Origin of the sequence: Coprococcus sp. HPP0074 (assembly GCF_964238105.1) — a bacterium.
Classification (GTDB): Bacteria; Bacillota; Clostridia; order Lachnospirales; family Lachnospiraceae; genus Faecalimonas; species Faecalimonas umbilicata.
Window position 1 is genome coordinate 197,879 of the sequence record NZ_CAXSKS010000004.1, and the last position, 19,283, is coordinate 217,161.

Sequence of the window (19,283 nt, forward strand, 5' to 3'; positions counted from 1 at the left end):
ACCTCTTTCTGACGTGCGGGGATCATGCTCGTGTACCGTCTCTTTAATCTGTGTAACTCTCTCTTAAATTAACGCTGTACACCCATATTTACTTTTTCACCATTGATGTTCCACTCTTTGACATATCCTGCCGGAGTCTCCTGCTTCATCTCTGTCGCAAGCACTTCGCCCATGATCTCTGTCTGATATTTTGCGAACACTTCATTGGCCTTCTCTGTTCCTTCGTAATATACTGTGATCTTGTCTGTCACTTCGAAGTCTGCTTCTTTTCTCATTGTCTGGATCTTACTGATGATCTCTCTGACAAATCCTTCTTCCAAAAGCTCTTCTGTCAGGTTTGTATCCAACACAACTGTCACACCGTTGTCGCTCTCAGAAACATATCCTTCCATCTGTGCCATATCGATCAGCAAGTCCTCTTTAAATAATGTCACTTCCTGTCCATTCACATCCAGTTTCAGGGATCCTGTCTCATTCAGCTCATCCATTGCCTTGTTTCCATCCAGATTTTCAAGGGCAGCTTTGATTCCACCTAACATTTTACCATATTTTGGTCCAACAGTCTTCAACTGCGGTTTAAATGTATATGAAGTAAATGCGCGAACATCATCTGTAAATTCCATTTCTTTTACATTTAACTCTTCTTCCACAATCTCCTGGTAAAATTCTGGTAAAGTTACAGAAGACTTCACGAACATTTTTCCGATTGGCTGACGGTTCTTAATGTTTGCAGTATTTCTGCATGCACGTCCCATCACAACTAATTTCAGAACTTCATCCATGTTCTCTTCTAACTCACGGTCGATCAACGCTTCATCTGCAACCGGGAAGTCACATAAGTGGATACTTTCCGGAGCTTCTTTGTCGATGCTTCTGACAAGATTCTGATAGATATCTTCTGTCATAAACGGAATCATTGGCGCAGCTACTTTTGCCACAGTCACAAGTGCTGTGTAAAGTGTCATATACGCATTGATCTTATCCTGCGGCATTCCTTTTGCCCAGAAACGCTCACGGCTTCTTCTGACATACCAGTTACTCATATCATCCACAAATTCCTGCAGTGCTCTTGCACTTTCCGGAATCCGATAATTTTCCAGATTTGTATCTACAGTCTTGATCAATGTATTCAATTTGGACAACAGCCATTTATCCATAACCGGAAGTTTCTCGTATTCCAGCTGATATTTTGTCGCGTCAAACTGATCGATCTCCGCATATAATACGAAGAATGCGTAAGTGTTCCAAAGTGTTCCCATGAATTTACGCTGTCCTTCTGTCACGATCTTACCATGGAAACGGTTTGGAAGCCACGGTGCACTGTTGATATAGAAATACCAGCGGATCGCATCTGCTCCGTACTGCTCTAATGCTTCAAACGGATCGACTGCATTTCCTTTGGATTTACTCATCTTCTGTCCTTTTTCATCCTGCACATGTCCAAGCACGATAACATTCTTATATGGCGCTTTGTTAAATACAAGTGTCGAGATTGCAAGCAGAGAATAGAACCATCCTCTTGTCTGGTCTACCGCCTCGGAAATAAAGTCTGCCGGGAACTGCTGCTCAAATAAATCTTTATTTTCAAATGGATAATGGTGCTGTGCAAACGGCATTGCCCCACTGTCAAACCAGCAGTCGATAACTTCCGGCACACGGTGCATCTCTTTTCCACAGTGCGGACACTTGATCGTTACTGCATCGATAAATGGGCGGTGCAGTTCGATATCATCCGGACAGTTGTCTGACATTGATTTCAGTTCTTCAATGCTTCCGATGGAATGCATATGCCCACATTCACATTCCCAAACATTAAGAGGAGTTCCCCAGTATCTGTTACGGCTGATTCCCCAGTCCTGTACATTCTCAAGCCAGTCTCCGAAACGTCCTTTTCCGATGCTTTCCGGAATCCAGTTGATCGTATTGTTGTTTCTGATCAGATCTTCTTTGACTTCTGTCATCTTGATGAACCATGACTCACGCGCATAATAGATCAATGGAGTATCACATCTCCAGCAGTGTGGATAGCTGTGTTCAAAATTCGGAGCAGCAAAGAGAAGTCCTCTCTTCTCCAGATCTTCTAATACCATCGGATCTGCTTTCTTACAGAATGTTCCTGCCCATGGAGTTTCCTCTGTCATCTCACCCTTTTCATCTACTAACTGAAGGAATGGAAGGTCATATCTGCGTCCAACCTGCGCATCATCCTCACCAAATGCAGGTGCAATATGAACGACACCAGTACCATCTGTAAGTGTAACGTAATCAGCACATGTCACATAGTATGCCCGCTTATTTAACTCTACAAACGGGAATAACGGCTCATACTCTTTATTTTCCAAATCTTTTCCGACATAAGTCTCTACGACTTCCACATCACCTTCCAGCACGGTATCCACAAGTGCCTGTGCCATATAGTATGTGTAACCGTCATTTTTTACTTTTACATAAGTTTCATTCGGGTTGACACAAAGTGCAACGTTAGAAGGAAGTGTCCATGGCGTTGTTGTCCATGCAAGGAAGTAAGCATCTTCTCCCTTTACTTTAAATCTTACGATTGCGGAACGCTCTTTGACATCCTTGTATCCCTGTGCGACTTCGTGGCTGGAAAGCGGAGTTCCACAACGAGGGCAGTAAGGTACAATCTTATATCCTTTGTATAACAGTCCTTTCTCCCAGATCTGTTTTAATGCCCACCACTCAGACTCAATAAAGTTATTGTCGTAAGTAACATATGGGTTATCCATGTCTGCCCAGAAACCAACTGTCGCAGAGAAATCTTCCCACATTCCTTTATATTTCCATACACTGTCTTTACAATGTTTGATAAATGGCTCTAATCCATATTCCTCAATCTGCTCTTTTCCATCCAGTCCAAGCAATTTTTCCACTTCCAGTTCCACCGGAAGTCCGTGTGTATCCCACCCGGCTTTTCTTGGTACCATATATCCTTTCATGGTACGGTATCTTGGAATCATATCCTTGATGACACGAGTCAGCACATGTCCGATGTGCGGTTTTCCATTGGCAGTCGGAGGTCCATCGTAAAATGTATATGTCTCCCCTTCTTTTCTATTTTCCATACTTTTCCGGAAGATATCATTCTCTTCCCAGAATTTTTCTGTTTTCTTCTCACGGTCAACAAATTTTAAGTCCGTAGATACTTTCTGATACATACTGATTCTCCTTTACTTTCTATATTTCATAAATGCGGTCCTGCCGGCCCGGTTGCAAAGTAATCTTAAAAATGGAACATAAGATTTTCCTATGTAATAAAAAAACTCCCGCCCTGTAAAAGGACGGAAGCATAATCTTTCGTTTTACCACCTGTTACAACATACCAGCATATGCGCTCCCAATAACGGCGGAATCCCGTCAGTGCTTACTTATTTTTCCAAAAAATGTTCAGCCCCTGCAACTCAGAAGTGATATTCAAATATACTTTACTCCTACCAGGCTTCCACCATCCCCGGCTCGCTTTGATTTTCCGGTATATTCTACTGTCTTCATCAACGTCTTTACCTATACAAATTCCATTATAGAAACATTTCACGCCGCCGTCAAGAGTTGTTTGTGATGTTTTTCTCAACTTTTCTTTACCATTTTTTCATACTCTATTTATGGATTGTGTGACGTTTTCATGGTAGAATCAGAATAACTTAAAAACTTGCGGAAGTTAACTCCCCACAATCACATTCTTTGCTGCAGCAATCAGAATCCCAAAAGAATATTTGAAAGGTGGCTCACAATGCAAGCAGAAAATATACTCGCTAAAAATATTTCGGCAGCAGGCAGGAAGTCCTCTTACGATGCTGCCTGTAAGCGCCTTCTTGCCAATAAGATTATTCTGGCATGGATTATGAAAAGTTGTCTGGTTGAATATAAAGACTGTGATGTAAAGGAAATTGCAGAATGTTACATCGAAGGAGAACCTCAGATTTCCAGCATAACTGTCAATCCAGATGAATCTTCCAACACAGAACAGATTACCGGAATGGCAACACAAGACGCTACGATTACAGAAGGAACAATTACTTATGATATCCGTTTCTTTGCCACAATCCTGTCTTCCACACATCAGATTCGTCTTTTTATCAACCTGGAAGCTCAAAATGATTTCTATCCGGGATATCCTATTATCAAAAGAGGATTATATTATTGCAGCCGGATGATTTCCTCCCAATACGGTACAGAATTCTCATCTTCCCAATATGATCAGAGCAAAAAAGTTTACTCCATCTGGATCTGTATGAATCCTCCGGAAAACCGGAGAAATACAATCACCCGCTACTCCATCCATGAGGAAAATATAGTCGGCAATGTACACGAGATTCCCCAAAACTATGATCTTCTCTCTGCAATCATAATCTGCTTGAGTGATTCTGAGCAGGAGGCTGACAGCGGCGTGTTAAAATTATTAGAAGTACTGCTCTCCCCTACCCGGGAGGCAGCAGAAAAAAAGCAAATTTTGCAAGATGATTTTCATATTAAAATGACCAGGAAATTAGAAAAGGAGGTTTCCACTATGTGTAATTTGAGCAAAGGAATTGAAGAAATTGGACTGAGAGAAGGTAAGAAAGAAGGAATTCTGTTTTCTATTCAATCTCTCATGGAAACTATGAATTTTACAATGGAAGAAGCAATGAATGCCCTGAAAATTCCAAAAACAGAGCAGGAACAATATACAAAGAAATTGAAACAGAAATAGATCTCTATAAAAAATTCCTTATAGAACTATAACAAAAAAGGTGATGCCAAATGAAATACCGGTTATCATTCGATTGATTCTAATTTTCTCTTAAATCCGGTTTCATTTTCCATCACCTTTTTGTGAAACTGTCAAAAATATCTTTTAAATTTTTTCTATCAAAAATATCCGTTAAAATTTACAATTCTTCCCTCGTCACATTTTTCAGCCATTTGTAACTCTTATAACGATACCACGTGATCGGAATCTTAATAATCTCATCACTCATCAGGATCATATAGACCACCGGCACATTACAGTGAAATACAAATGCAGCAAGTGCTCCAAACAAGATCGAACAGCCCCACATGGTGGACATATCCAGTATCAATCCAAACTGTGTGTCACCACCGGAACGGAACGTCCCAACAACCAATGTCGTATTATATGCCTGTCCTACTACAAAATAAGACATAACAAAAAACATAAACCGCATGTACCATCTGGCAGTCTCTGACAATGTCATCGCCTCCGCCATAAACGGAGCAATCGCAAGGATTAAGATTCCACCGAGCACTCCCATCAGTACACTGAGCCATACGAACCTGCGCGCATAGGCTTTTGCATGTTCGTATTTTTTCTCCCCGATTGTCTTTCCAAGATAAATTGCCGTCGCACTTGCCAGACCGAATGCAACCACTGTTGCAAGCTGTCTTGCCACTTGCGCCACAGAGTTTGCCGCAACCGCTGCACTTCCCATATGCCCAAGCACCGCTGTGTTTGCCGCAGTTCCAAGCCCCCATAGTACTTCATTCAAAATAACCGGAAATGCATATTTCAAGAAATCCCTGTTAAGCACTTTCTCTGTATGAAGAAAGTATTTCGTATGAAACTTAATATCCTTATTCCAAAAGTGAGAGTATAGACAGACTAAGGCCATCTCCAACAATCTCGCAGTCAGTGTACCGATTGCGGCACCTTTGACTCCCAATGCCGGCATTCCAAACAATCCAAAGATCAACACCGCATTGATGCCCACATTACAGATCAGAGAGCATAAGTATACAACTGTCGCCACAACAACCCGCTCTACACTTCTCATAATATAAAGATAGGTCTGCGTAATCCCCATAAAAATATAAGACCAGCTGACAATCCGAAGATAGACCACTCCTTGTTCTATCACCTCTGGATCTGAAGTAAAGATCTTCATCAATGTATGGGGAATACACTGGGCTGCCACAAAAAATACAGCTGTCACAATTACGGCTGAACGCATTCCAAGTCCTAATATCTTCTCAATTGTGCAGATATCCTTCTTCCCCCAATACTGAGCAGTCAAAACGGTCGCCCCGGAAGTCAGCCCAAATAAAAACAGTGTCATAATATACTGTACCTGCCCTGCCAGAGAAGCACCAGAAAGCGCATGCTCCCCAACCTTCCCAAGCATCACAACATCGGCTGCCGTCACACCTACATTGATCAGATTCTGAAGCGCCATCGGAATGACAAGCGCTAACACACTGAGATAAAAATGCTTCCAGTTTATATTCAAATGTTGCTCTGATTCTTTTACTTTTCCAAACATTCTTTTCCTCCTTCGTTCCTCTTTTCTTTTTTCCTCAAAATCCTAACTGATTATAGTACGAAGCTTTCTCCTGTGCAAGTCAAAATTTTTTTCATCTCCTATTTCCCCCTTTTCATCTCTATGGTATGATACATGGGAAACAAACAACATCTTACTTTATGAGGGGTAACATTATGAACAATCAGAAAAAAGCCGCAGCTGCGGCAACAAACGCAATTACGGAAGGAATTATCTGGAGACAGCTTTTGATTTTCTTTTTTCCTATTGTTCTCGGTACATTCTTCCAGCAGCTTTACAATACTGCAGACGCGATGATCGTCGGACGGTTCGTTGGAAAGGAGGCACTCGCCGCTGTAGGAGGTTCTTCTAATCAGATCATCAACCTGATCATCGGATTCTTTGTCGGTGTTTCATCAGGAGCAACTGTGATCATCGCCCAGCACTATGGTTCGAGAAAAGAAACCGAACTGTCCCATGCACTGCACACTGCGATTGCTTTCTCGACCGTATCCAGTATTTTTCTCATGGGCGCTGGCTATTTCCTGGCACCCGCGCTTCTTAGCATGATGAATACTCCGGAAAGCATGATGGCAGATTCCGTAACTTATCTCCGGATTTTCTTCCTCGGAATTTTGTTTACATTCATCTACAATATCGGCTCCAGTATCCTCCGCTCTGTCGGAGATTCCAAGCGACCACTGTACTACCTGATCGTCTGCTGCTTTTTTAACATCGGACTGGATCTTCTATTTGTACTCGTGTTCCATATGGGAATTGCCGGTGCTGCCATTGCAACAGTACTGTCTCAGGCAGTCAGTGCCATCCTTGTACTGCTCGCCCTGATACGGACATCCGATATTTACAAACTACATCTGAGAAAAGTCCGATTCTTCGAAGGCTCTCTATCCTCGATCCTTCGTATCGGAATTCCTGCAGGACTTCAAGCAGCCATGTACAGCTTATCAAATATTATTATCCAGACTGCTCTAAATGCACTTGGAACTGATACCGTAGCAGCATGGACTTCTTTCGGAAAAATGGATGCCTTCTGCTGGATGGTCATTTCCGCCTTTGGTATTTCTGCCACAACTTTTGTCGGACAAAATTATGGCGCCGGGAAATATGACCGCGTAAGAAAAAGTGTGCGTGTCTGCCTTGGAATGACACTTGCTTCATCCATCACAATGAGTATATTTCTAATGACTGCAGGAAAATATCTGTTCCATCTGTTTACGAGTGATCCGGAAGTCATCCGCATCGGAATCCAGATCCTGAACTACATGGCACCGGCTTATGCTCTGTTTGTCTTTATCGAAATCTACTCCGGAGCATTGCGTGGAATCGGCGATGTCATCATCCCGACAATCATGACATGCTGCGGTGTTTGCGTATTCCGTACACTTTGGGTATTCCTGCTTGTCCCAAAATCACCTACGATCGAAACAATCACATTGAGTTATCCAATCTCCTGGGGAATTACAGCCGTACTGTTTATCATTTACTATTATAAAAAGCAGAAAAAACTTGGTATGGAAAACTTCGATCAGTAAATCTTTATACGAAAAATATCAAAGGGAAATTGTGGCTTATTCTGCACAATTTCCCTTTACATTTTGTCCCACAGCTCTTTCCTATCTCCGCGGAAGTCTATGATCCTCACTTCTTTTATTCGTATGATCTTTCTGCTTTTGATACTGCTGTCTTCTTCTTGCCTGAACCTGCTGCTGTCTTACCTGCTTTTCTTTTATCTGGCGGCGGCGTTTCTGCTCCATCAGCCTTCGCTGCCTTCTCCGCTGTCGTTTTCTATAGACAAGCGCACAAAAAATCAAGCCCATTGCAATAATAACTGACACAACTATGCCAATAATCATCTTAACTTTCGGTGAAACAGTAAAAAGAGGCTTTTGTTCCTTCTGATCTGTCTCGTTTTTTTCTGTCTTCGTTCCTGCTGTGTTTGTCTGAAAATATGAATCTTTCAAAACAACTTCTGAGACTCCGACCGTCTGGCCATCGTAAGTGTAAGTCAACGTACCTTTCTTTGATTTCCCGCTTTTATCTTCCGGGACAATCTCCGCTTTTACATCTTGAAATTCCACATTCTTCGGTACAACAATGTAAGCATCTTCCTCTGTCTCTTTCACACCTTTTGGAAGATCCTTTCCCTCTAAAGGAATCTTTTTAAAATTATTGAAAACATATTCTGCCATATTTTTCGTGTCCGGATATACATGAACCCCATGTGTTTTCAAATTCACAGAGACAAGCTGAAGTTCTCCATTGTCTAAATAAGAAACAAGAGTAGACAGTGCCTGGTCTGTATATCCTGTCTTTCCCCCAACACATGGCTCATAAAAGGTATCTGTTCCATCATAAAGCATCTGGTGGTACTGCTGAAATACTCGTTCCTCATTAACAAGGTTTGTAGGTGGAATCCGATGTTCGTATGTGTTCGTGATCTTCCGGAATTCCTCATGCTGAAATGCTGCCGATGCAATGAGCGCCATATCTCTGGCAGAAACATAATGCTCTTCGTCGTGAAGTCCATGTGGGTTTGTAAAATGTGTATTCGTACATCCCAGCTCCTCTGCCTTCTCGTTCATCATACGGATAAAATTATCATACCCATTTCCCACTGTGTCTGCAATCGCATAGGAAACTTCATTCGCAGATGCCAACAGCATCCCATACAAAGCATCCTCCATTGTGATCTCTTCTCCCGGCTGCATACCAATACTTGCATCTCCATATTCAAGAAATGCCACCGACTCTTCGGTAAAATGAACCTTATCTGTCAGCTCACTGTTTTCCAATGCTACGAGCGCCGTCATGATTTTCGTAATACTCGCCGGAAATTCCTTCTCATCAATATTCTTTGCATAGAGGATTGCTCCACTGTTCATATCCATGATGATTCCCGCCTCCGCAAAGATTCCCGGTCCCTCTGGCCAGTTCTTCAACGCATTTGATTCCACAGGCATCTCATACACTGCCTTCTCTTCGTCTGTAACTGCTGCCGCTGCTCCTTCTACCTCTGCTGCACATACCTCATGCACTGCCGTATTTGAAAAAACAAGTCCCGCTGCCAGCAGGAACGTGGCTAATCTATATCTCAATTTCATCTGTATTTCCTCCAAAACATCATAAGCGGTATTATAACATATTCTTGTTCTTCTTCCAACAAAAAATACATTTCCCTTACAAATATGTTTTCTGCTTTTATCGGAAACAAAATAGAATTCCTCTGTCTCTCTTTGGAGCATTGCCCGAAACGGCATCGACTTGTTATTGATCCCTGGAAATTTCACAAGAACAGTGAAATCTCCAGAGATTTGATCTAATCATTGATCTGAAATAGATTTTTATTATATCTTCTGTATAAATTCTTCCATTGTTTTTGACTGAAAGGAAACCTGCATCCGGGCTTTTAGCACTGCTATGTCCTGCTACTTTTCCATATCTAAAGCAGTGGGTTTTACAACACATTAGATAAAATTATCCCAATTCCTTTTCGCACATTTCAAGCGCCGCCTCAATAACCTTATCCATATCGTAGTACTTATAATTTCCAAGACGTCCGCCAAAGATCACATTCGACTCTTTCTCTGCCAACTCGCGGTATTTCTCAAACAATGTATTGTTCTGCTCGTTGTTGACTGGATAATATGGCTCCATTCCTACGCTCCACTCAGAAGAATACTCTCTGGAAATAACCGTCTTCTCCTGTGTACCGAACTCAAAATGCTTGTGCTCGATGATACGTGTATATGGCACTTCTCTCTCTGTATAATTCACAACTGCATTTCCTTGATAATTATCAGTATTTAAAACTTCTGTTTCAAAACGTACAGAACGATATTCCAGCGCACCCAGTTTATAATCAAAATACTCGTCAATCATTCCCGTAAATACTGTCTTCTCTGCAATATCCGGATTTTCCTTGATAAACGCAAAATAATCTGTATTTGTCTTTACGTCAATACCATCCAGCATCTTTTCTACAATCTTCGTATAACCACCCATAGGGATTCCCTGAAAGCGATCATTGAAGTAATTATTGTCGTAAGTAAATCGAACCGGAAGACGCTTGATGATAAATGCCGGAAGATCCTTACAGTCTCTTCCCCACTGTTTCTCGGTGTAGCCCTTTACTAACTTCTCAAATACATCCTTACCAACCAAAGATAATCCTTGCTCTTCCAGATTCTTTGGCTCAGTAATACCTGTCTCTGCCACCTGCTCAGCAATCTTTTCCTTCGCTTCCTGTGGCGTGCGGATATTCCACATCTTACTGAAAGTATTCATATTGAATGGCAAATTATAAAGTTCATCCTTATATACAGCAATCGGAGAGTTAATGTAATTATTGAACTCTGCAAACTGATTGATGTATTCCCATATTTTCTTATTGGATGTGTGGAAAATATGTGCACCATACTTGTGCACATTGATTCCTTCGATTTCCTCACAATAAATATTTCCCGCAATGTGATCACGCTTGTCAATTACAAGACATTTTTTGCCCCTTTTCTTTGCCTCGTGAGCAAACACTGCTCCATATAATCCCGCTCCTACTACAAGATAATCGTATTTCATATTCGTTCTCCTTCTTCTGTTATTTTATAACAGTTTTCAATATCCTTTTCAATTTCAATCATTTTTCTACACTACTTACTTCAAATAAAATCATTCTCAAAAATAATTTACTCTCTGATAAAACAAATACTCTTTAGTGAATGTTCTAATTTTACTGCCAATTTTTAACTCCACCGGGTATTAAACCAATTAACCAATATGCCCAATAATTAGTTTTTCGACACAAACGTATATGCAATCCCCATATGCCATGCATATGACCAATTTCCCGCGCAATATCTGAGCACTCAGCAATTATTTTAGAATCAAATTCTTTAAGTTTTTCCTGTATTCTATTTTCAATCGGAAAAAGTAATATTGTATGAAATCCCAACCATACATATTTCGATATTCTTTTATGAAAATATTTTAGGTTTTGATTATTAGATTTTTTCATCTCGTTATAAAATTCACACAACTCATAACAATTTGCCAGTGCATCATCTACATGTTTCATTCTAGATTCACGGCTTACACTCTGTCCGTCGCGTCCTATTCTATAACAATAAATCGAATAATCAAAATATATAATACTATTTACTAACCTAAATGGAATTGTACAATACAATTGATCAGTATACAGACGATGTTCGGGAAGACGCACACCTGATTTTCTTAAAATATCTGTCTTAAAGATCAATGCCCACATACCAAATCCACCCTCAACATTGCATGAAGACAATAAAATTTCTTTATTAGGCAAAAAATTGCATCCTAAACTTGTTTTGTACTCATCTATTCCCTCTTTACATATCTCATAATTAGTAACAACAACATCTGAATTTATTCTTTCCAAATCACTAATTAATCTTTTTAAATTTCTAGAAAGATACCAATCATCGCCATCTAATAATTTAAAATATTTTCCTGTAGCATGAGCAATACTATAATTTACAGTTGAACCATATCCACCATTTTCTTTGTGTACGGCATGAAATGTTTCGGGATATTTTGATTCATATTCTCGTGCTATTTGAAGAGTATTATCATTTCCGCCATCGTCTACAATAAATACTTCTAATTTATCCAAAATTTCAGGCACAATGAGAGAGTCCAATGTATTTCTAATATATCCTTCAACATTATATGCCGCTATTGATATTGTTAATAATTTTTCCATAATTACTCCTCTTCCTTAAAATCTGCATTGTTCTTTTTATACCAGTATCTATATCATACTTTGCTTTCCAACCCAAATTTTGTAACTTTTTACTTTCTAACCTTGCCTTTGTCGCTTTACTGTATCCAACTGCTTCAACTTCATCTGGAATTTCAAACACAACTTTTGTACCTGCATATTCAGCAATTATTGTTGCTAAATCTTTCAACATAATATCTGATGCATCATCGGCAATATTATAGGCTTCACCACATTTTCCCTTCAATAAAACAGTTAAAAGTCCAGACACAGCATCTACCATATAGGTGTATGAATAATATTGTGTTCCTTGACTCTTTAATACAATATCTTCCCCTTGAATACCTTTCTTTAGGAACTGTGAAAGAGCCTTCGTATCAGATTCCAATAATGTAGGACCATATGATCGAGTTAAACGTGGAATGACAACATCCAATTCCTTTTGTCTGATATAAGCTTGACACAACGCTTCTCCACAACGTTTACTTTCTGGATACCCTGCTCTCATAGTATTAGAATTAATGTAACCGCAATATTCTTCATCAAATTTTTCTGTATCTCCACGATTTTCTCCATAAATTTCATTTGACGATGCAAAAGCACATCTTGTAGTGTGATGTGCCACTGCGAACTCAAGCATATTTTGAGTTCCAATGATATTTGTCATAACTGTACCAATAGGATCCATAGAATATGCCATTGGATGAGTGTTGCTTGCCAAATGTAAGATATAATTAACAGTTCCTAAATCATTTCTATTTAATGGCTGATTTATATCATAAGGAATAAAACAAAATAATTCATCCAAATAATAAACTTCAAATCGTTCCTTGGCCCGTTTTTCATTTCTTCCTAATGCATAAATCATACAATTCAAATCATTTACTTTATTCTTATACATAAGAACATCTATAAGAAAGCTACCTATCAAACCTGTCGCACCGGAAATCATAATAGATTTATCTTTCAATTTTTCCCATGGTAATGCAAGTTGTGCTACATATGCAATATCTTCCCGATATAATTCATTTTCATATAACTTCATAATAGCGCCTTTGTCCCTTCCTACTTCAGCCATGCATCTTTATCAGATTTTAAATATGCTTTAAACATTTCCAAATCATCTTTTGTCGTTAATTTTATATTTTTATCCGATCCCGCAGCGAAATACAAACGTTCTCCTAATTCAACCATCATTGTATTGGTATACGAAGATCCATAGATACCTATTTCTTTTTCAAATGCTTCATGATACGCATGATCTAATTTTCCAAATTTATATGCCTGCGGTGTAGATACTCTACGTAATGTTTCTCGCGGTATGTATTTTGTTGTAGAAATTTCGTCATCTACAACAAAAATTTGTTCATTATATGGTAATGATGTTACTGCATTTCCATATTGCTCACATTTTCCGATTACATCGGAAAGGACAGAAGAATCTACTAAAGGACGAATACCATCATGAATAATAATAATATCATCATCTGACAATTTTCCTTCAAGATTGTAAACACCATTTCTTATGGACTCTTGCCCAGTATTTCCTCCAGAAACAACCCATTTTAGTTTATCAATATTAAATTGTTTTGCATACGCCCATAAAATATCATGCCACCCATCAATACAAACAACTTCTATCGCATCAATTTGAGGATGTTTTTGGAAACTTTCCAATGTATATATCAAAACTGGCTTATCATATACATTAATAAACTGTTTTGGAATATCCTGACCCATCCGATGACCAGAGCCTCCTGCTATAATGATTGCTACATTCATAATTTAATCCTCTACTTTCTTAATATCAACTGGCAAAACTTTTCAGTTGCAGTTCCTGTTTCATATGAACCATAATATTCATGCTTTTCTTTCATTTTTTGTTTAAAAACTCTTTCGTCAAATGAACTAATTGCATCACACAATTCAGAATTATTCAAACAAATCGGAAATCCCCAGTTGTGAATATCCGTGCAAAATCCGGGATCCGCTCCATATTTTTCTAAATCATTAACAAATAAAAAGCAGGGTCTATTTGTAAACGAATAATCCCAAATCGAAGAGGAATAGTCTGTAATTAGCATATCCGATGTACATAACAGATCTTGCATATCCATATACTCAGATACATCAACAGCACCGGAGTACTTATTATTTGAATAATTATGATTCCTCACAAATATAACCACCTCTCTATCAAATCGTTTCTTAATTGCATCTGTAATTATATTGAAATCTGGTTGCGGAATATTTCCATCAAAACGCCATGTTGGTGCATATAAGACAATAAATTTATCTGATGGGATTTTATAAAATGCTTTTACTTTTTCAGCCCGCTCATTCATATCTTTTTCAGAAAATAACACATCATTTCTTGGCATTCCAATTTTTAATATTTCTCCTTCAAAATTAAAAGTCTGTTGTATCATATACTTTGTAAATAGAGTTCCACTTGTCAACATATGTGACGTTTCCTTCGCTGTTTTTTTTCGGTTTGCATCTACAAAAATATCATTTTGTAATTTTTTATATGCCCCTCCTGCATGCCAGGTATTAATATGCATTTGCTTTTTTCGCAATGGAATCCAACTATAAGAACCACAATTATTTATACTTATTTGGGCAGTTGCTTCATAAAAGATTCTTTTTATAGAACGATATTTAACAATCTTTATTCCATCTTTTTCTAAAAATAAAAACTTGTTAGGTTCATTAAATGCCCAAATGATTTCATATTGGTTTGGATAGTGTTTGACAATATATTCTGAAATTGATCTCGGATTACATGAATATTGTTTTCCGTTAAAACTATGTAAAATAATTCTATTTTGTTTAATAGGAAAAACGTATAATAAACTTACTACCATACTCATGCAACGAATCCCTATATATTTAATAATTTCTTTAATAACCCACTTCAATCTTTTCACATTAATTTCCTCTCTAAAATTATATTTTCTATAAAACTGAATTACACCTTCATTTCTACCTTTTTTGCAAACCCATATTCTCTTCTGTTTTGAGTAATCTCAAACATAATCGGTATTGCCCATTTGAAATACTATTGATGCACAAATATGTCCAGTTCTAAAACGATGTAGAGCTTGATTCATTTTAGTGTTAGATTCCACTACCTCTCCTCTTCTTTTGTATGTTCTTTCCACATATCATTTCATGATACTAATTTAATTTTTTCATAATTACATATATGATAAAAATACATAACCGTTCTCAACACTATGTGTTGACAAAACCACTATAAAAGATTGATGTTTTATCGAAGTCAATCTGTGAAATCCTTCATATTATTTTAGATTCCTAAATCCTCAAACCATTTTATACTTTCCAGAATAGTCTGTATTAATATATTCATAAATGTACTTTGCGTTATCTGAATAACTTTTCTCAAAGAACTATCAAACATAATATTTCCCTTTAGAACAAAAAATATATACAATTCTCAAAAGTTTTAACCATTTTACATCCTCTTACCTTTTTTCTGCTTAGAAAATATCATGTGCTTTTATGATCATATTTTACAATATTTTTTTCATAAAAATACTTTGCTGCATTTCTTTCTTTTCCTCTCTAAAACCACATTTTCTATAAAACTGAATTGCACCTTTGTCCTGCTTAAGAACTTGAAGTCGAATTTGTTTCATTCCTGCTTTTTTAGCTATTTTAATACATTCTTCCATCATTTGTGATCCCAAATGTAATCCCTGATACTCATTTGAAATACAAATTAAGGTAATATATGCTATATAAGTTTCTGTGTCATTTACATACATAGCTGCATATCCCGCCAATTTTGATTCATATTTCAGACCTAAAAAAACAGCTTTTCCATCAATCTTTTCGAAAAGTTCAGAAAAATTTTTTCTTTTTAACACACTAATTGTATACGCACTATCACATTCAGAAATGTATTCTAATTTTTCTGTCTTCTCATAAACTTGTTTTATACAAAACTTACATGTCTCTCCACTAAAAAGATTCTTCTTTTCTTCCTTTTGAAAGTTATCCATTCTTAAATTCCTTTTCTACTCCACTATCACTTGATAATAATTTTCAATATTATCTGTAATCTCAATCATTTCTTGCACCGTATTTGCTTTAAACAAAATTGTACCCAAAGAATGAGTCGTATTTTGATATGCAAATACCTTTTCTCCTGTATTTGCTGTGCAGTACACATCTAACAGATTACTCTTTTTAAAGTTCTCATCAAAATGAAGTTCCTTAAAAATACCTGTCTGTTTACTTAGAATCATGTAATTGCTCCATACTCCTGTTGTTGGAGTCATTTTGAGTTCTTCACACGATTCTCCCAGTGCACCTTTAATGGTATAATCAATCAAATCTACACCTGTAGCATATTGAATTAACTGCGGAATATAACTTCCACCATTTCTCGGCCCAAGTTCTAAAATATATGGAACATCATCTTTATCTAAAATGACCTCTATATTGTAAGCGCTTGTTTTCATGCCAAGAGCTGTAATTAAACGTTGCAATTCATCATCTACTTTTCGTTTTTGTTCTACCGTCAATAAAGAAGGCCAAAATTCACCGAGAGCTACATATTCTCTTGTGCCTTTTCCGCTGTAAAGTTCATTTCCATAACTGGTAAATACTAATTTCCCATCAACAGAAAATCCATCTCCTGAAATTTGGTACCCCTTTTTCTCAATAAACTCCTCAATGATAAAACGTTTCCCTCGCGAATAGGATAACGCTTCTTCTACAGCAGCCTTAACACCATCTTTCTCATATACTTTAACAACACCTTTACTTCCAGAAGAATCAACAGGTTTTACCATGATTGGAAAATGAAAACGTTGAATATCAGAAATGGCTTCTTCATAAGTACAGTACCCACATGCTTCAGGTGTATTAAACCCATTTTCTTTTAAAAACTCTCTAAATAAATCCTTTTCTGTCAGTGATTTTACAGACTTATATGGATTTCCCGGTAGTCCAAGTTTTTCAGAAACATAAGCTGCCGTCGGTGCCGCCGGATCAGATGCATATGCTACGATACCATCTATTTTTAATCGCTTTGCCAATGCAAGCACTCCCTCTAGATCTGTGGTACTTACATTATAAAATTCATCAGAATATTGATGTCCCGGATTATCTGGAAGATAATCACATGTAATTACATAATGACCCATTTTTTTTGCCTGTTTAATTGCTGGAATTTGTTGCATGGACCCACCTAGCATTAGTAATCTCTTCATTATATTTCTCCATTTCTCGTATATTTTTTATTTTCACTATAAACTGTCTACAAATTGTTTTATTCTTCGAAGACCCTCTTTGATTTTATCTTCATGCATGGTATAAGCAATGCGCACATACCCTTCACTCGCCTCTCCATATGTAATTCCCGGAACAACAGCTACTTGAACAGATTGTAAAAGCTCATAAGCAAACTCTTCACTTTTCAATCCCGTCTTTTGGATATTCACCATTGCATAGAAAGTTCCCTTTGGATATTTACAACTAAGTTTATCAATCGAATTAATTCCCTCTACAAGAACATTACGGCGTAACTCATAGCCATTACGCATATCATCAGAAGCTTTATCATCTCCTGAAAGCGCTGTAATTGCAGCGTACTGTGATGGAAGAGGCGCACATGCCGCTATGTTCTCTTGCAATTTAGGTAAATTTGTAATCAGTTCTTCAGGTCCTGCAAGATATCCTAATCTCCACCCAGTCATAGAATATCTTTTGGAACAACTATTTACAATTACCGCATGTTCTTTCATTCCCGGACAATCCAAAATAGATACAAATTTTGCTCCATCATATAAAATGCTTTTATAACATTCATCAAATATTATCGTAATATCGTTTTCAATAGCTATCTGGCTGATTGCTAAAAGGGTGTCATAATCATAAACCGTTCCCGTCGGATTATTAGGCGAATTAATGATAATTACACGAGTTTTATCTGTTATAGCAGCTCTGACAGCATCAGCCGTTACAATAAAGTCATGTTCTTCATCCGCAGCTACAAACACTGGTACCCCATTTAATATTTCTGTCATATGTTTATAATTCACCCAATACGGTGTCGGAATGATGACTTCTTCTCCTGGATTAATCAGACAACATAGGGAAAGATATATTCCTTCCATTGCCCCTACTGTAATCTGAATCTCTTTCTCTGGATTATATACTATATTTGTTTCTTTTTTTATTCTATCTGAAATCACATTTCTTAATTCTTGCAGCCCAGCATTCGCAGAATATTTTGTTTTTCCACCTAGAATAGCCTCACATCCTGCTTTCTTTATATAATCCGGTGTCTCGTAATCAGGGTCACCCAAAGTAAAATCAATTACATCATCATATTGCTTTGCCATATCAAATAGTTTTCTTGTAAGCGAAGGCTGAATCCGATTCGCCATGTCTGATATTCTCATTATTTTTCTCCTAGTACTTCTCTATAATATTTCTCTGGAATATGATTAGAGTCCATAACTGTCCCATCTTCAAAATATCCCATAAATGTTCCCTCACTAAATCCATCTGCTCTAGTAGTCTTATCCTTTCCAAAAAGGGTTTCTCTAAAAAGTAACCATAACAACTTCATATCTGTCATAAAGCTAATATGTTCTGCATACCACGCATCATTTTCCAAACGATTCTCCCATGTCATAATCTTAGATGGATCACGTAATGGACAATCTAATCCAGGTTTTACCATATGCCGTGCCTCATGATAACGATTAAATCTTCCCTCATATACCAAAGGCAAAGGGCGTGGGCCAATAATTGACATATCACCTTTAAAAATATTTACGAAATTCAACAACTCATCCAAAGAAGTAGAACGTACAAAACGTCCCCACTTTGTTACTCGTAAATCAGCTCTCAACAGATTACCATTTTCATCTGTTTTGTTTGTCATATTACGAAATTTTATCATGGTAAATGGTTTTCCATTTTTTCCTATTCTTTTTTGTTTAAAGAAAATTGGAAATCCAACATCAAACATTGTAACAATGCCAATGAAAAGATTTATAGGGAAAAACACAAGTAATGCAATCCCTGAAATAAAAAGATCTATTAGTCTTTTTCCAAAACAGGTATAAAATGTGTTTTTCACATTAAGATTCGGATATTTTTCATTGGATTTTTGAAGATTATCCTGTTTAATTAAATTTGCAATCTCAAGTTTTTTTTCTTCAGAAAGTTTATCGTAATCAAAAAGTTTCATATTT

General features: G+C 37.5%; 14 protein-coding genes. 2 read left to right on the forward strand and 12 right to left on the reverse strand.

Annotated features, from left to right (window positions below):
* Nucleotides 1–68 precede the first annotated feature (68 nt).
* Nucleotides 69–3,176, reverse strand: coding sequence for an isoleucine--tRNA ligase (ileS, locus tag ACESPO_RS07115; RefSeq protein ID WP_008977214.1), 3,108 nt, complete (start codon nucleotides 3,174–3,176; stop codon nucleotides 69–71).
* Nucleotides 3,177–3,748: 572 nt separating this feature from the next.
* Between ileS and ACESPO_RS07120 the strand changes: the two genes are divergently transcribed.
* A complete protein-coding gene (locus tag ACESPO_RS07120) occupies nucleotides 3,749–4,708 on the forward strand; it encodes a hypothetical protein (protein WP_008977215.1) in 960 nt (319 codons plus the stop codon).
* 178 nt (nucleotides 4,709–4,886) lie between these two features.
* On the opposite strand, the gene ACESPO_RS07125 is transcribed toward ACESPO_RS07120, so the two are convergent.
* The gene (locus ACESPO_RS07125; protein WP_008977216.1) at nucleotides 4,887–6,275 is read right to left on the reverse strand and encodes an MATE family efflux transporter; all 1,389 of its coding nucleotides are present in this window, start codon (nucleotides 6,273–6,275) and stop codon (nucleotides 4,887–4,889) included.
* A gap of 173 nt (nucleotides 6,276–6,448) precedes the next feature.
* On the opposite strand from ACESPO_RS07125, the gene ACESPO_RS07130 reads away from it, so the two are divergent.
* Nucleotides 6,449–7,825 (forward strand): MATE family efflux transporter, encoded by a 1,377-nt coding sequence (locus tag ACESPO_RS07130; protein ID WP_499788633.1) that lies wholly within the window; start codon nucleotides 6,449–6,451, stop codon nucleotides 7,823–7,825.
* An 81-nt stretch (nucleotides 7,826–7,906) separates the two neighbouring features.
* Here ACESPO_RS07130 and ACESPO_RS07135 read toward each other — a convergent pair whose 3' ends face one another.
* From ACESPO_RS07135 to ACESPO_RS07180, 10 genes are all read right to left on the reverse strand, one after another.
* Nucleotides 7,907–9,394 (reverse strand): D-alanyl-D-alanine carboxypeptidase family protein, encoded by a 1,488-nt coding sequence (locus ACESPO_RS07135; protein WP_039930837.1) that lies wholly within the window; start codon nucleotides 9,392–9,394, stop codon nucleotides 7,907–7,909.
* Between the two features lie 373 nt (nucleotides 9,395–9,767).
* On the reverse strand, nucleotides 9,768–10,868 hold the full coding sequence (gene glf / locus ACESPO_RS07140) for a UDP-galactopyranose mutase (RefSeq protein ID WP_499788634.1): 1,101 nt from the start codon (nucleotides 10,866–10,868) through the stop codon (nucleotides 9,768–9,770).
* A gap of 151 nt (nucleotides 10,869–11,019) precedes the next feature.
* On the reverse strand, nucleotides 11,020–12,027 hold the full coding sequence (locus ACESPO_RS07145; protein WP_278887790.1) for a glycosyltransferase family 2 protein: 1,008 nt from the start codon (nucleotides 12,025–12,027) through the stop codon (nucleotides 11,020–11,022).
* A complete protein-coding gene (locus ACESPO_RS07150; protein ID WP_390108773.1) occupies nucleotides 11,990–13,123 on the reverse strand; it encodes an NAD-dependent epimerase/dehydratase family protein in 1,134 nt (377 codons plus the stop codon). Before ACESPO_RS07150 ends, ACESPO_RS07145 begins: the two co-directional genes overlap by 38 nt.
* Complete coding sequence (locus tag ACESPO_RS07155; protein ID WP_390108776.1) at nucleotides 13,111–13,827, reverse strand: IspD/TarI family cytidylyltransferase; 717 nt, start codon at nucleotides 13,825–13,827, stop codon at nucleotides 13,111–13,113. The genes ACESPO_RS07150 and ACESPO_RS07155 overlap by 13 nt, the downstream gene beginning before the upstream one ends.
* Nucleotides 13,828–13,838: 11 nt before the next feature.
* The gene (locus tag ACESPO_RS07160) at nucleotides 13,839–14,975 is read right to left on the reverse strand and encodes a CDP-glycerol glycerophosphotransferase family protein (RefSeq protein ID WP_390108782.1); all 1,137 of its coding nucleotides are present in this window, start codon (nucleotides 14,973–14,975) and stop codon (nucleotides 13,839–13,841) included.
* Nucleotides 14,976–15,581: 606 nt separating this feature from the next.
* Complete coding sequence (locus ACESPO_RS07165; RefSeq protein ID WP_390108785.1) at nucleotides 15,582–16,073, reverse strand: GNAT family N-acetyltransferase; 492 nt, start codon at nucleotides 16,071–16,073, stop codon at nucleotides 15,582–15,584.
* Between the two features lie 15 nt (nucleotides 16,074–16,088).
* On the reverse strand, nucleotides 16,089–17,288 hold the full coding sequence (locus tag ACESPO_RS07170; RefSeq protein ID WP_499788635.1) for an ATP-grasp domain-containing protein: 1,200 nt from the start codon (nucleotides 17,286–17,288) through the stop codon (nucleotides 16,089–16,091).
* A 36-nt stretch (nucleotides 17,289–17,324) separates the two neighbouring features.
* Nucleotides 17,325–18,482 carry a pyridoxal phosphate-dependent aminotransferase gene (locus ACESPO_RS07175; protein WP_390108790.1) on the reverse strand — a complete coding sequence of 386 codons (1,158 nt, stop codon included), beginning with the start codon at nucleotides 18,480–18,482 and terminating at the stop codon, nucleotides 17,325–17,327.
* On the reverse strand, nucleotides 18,482–19,279 hold the full coding sequence (locus ACESPO_RS07180; protein ID WP_390108793.1) for a sugar transferase: 798 nt from the start codon (nucleotides 19,277–19,279) through the stop codon (nucleotides 18,482–18,484). Before ACESPO_RS07180 ends, ACESPO_RS07175 begins: the two co-directional genes overlap by 1 nt.
* Nucleotides 19,280–19,283 lie beyond the last annotated feature (4 nt).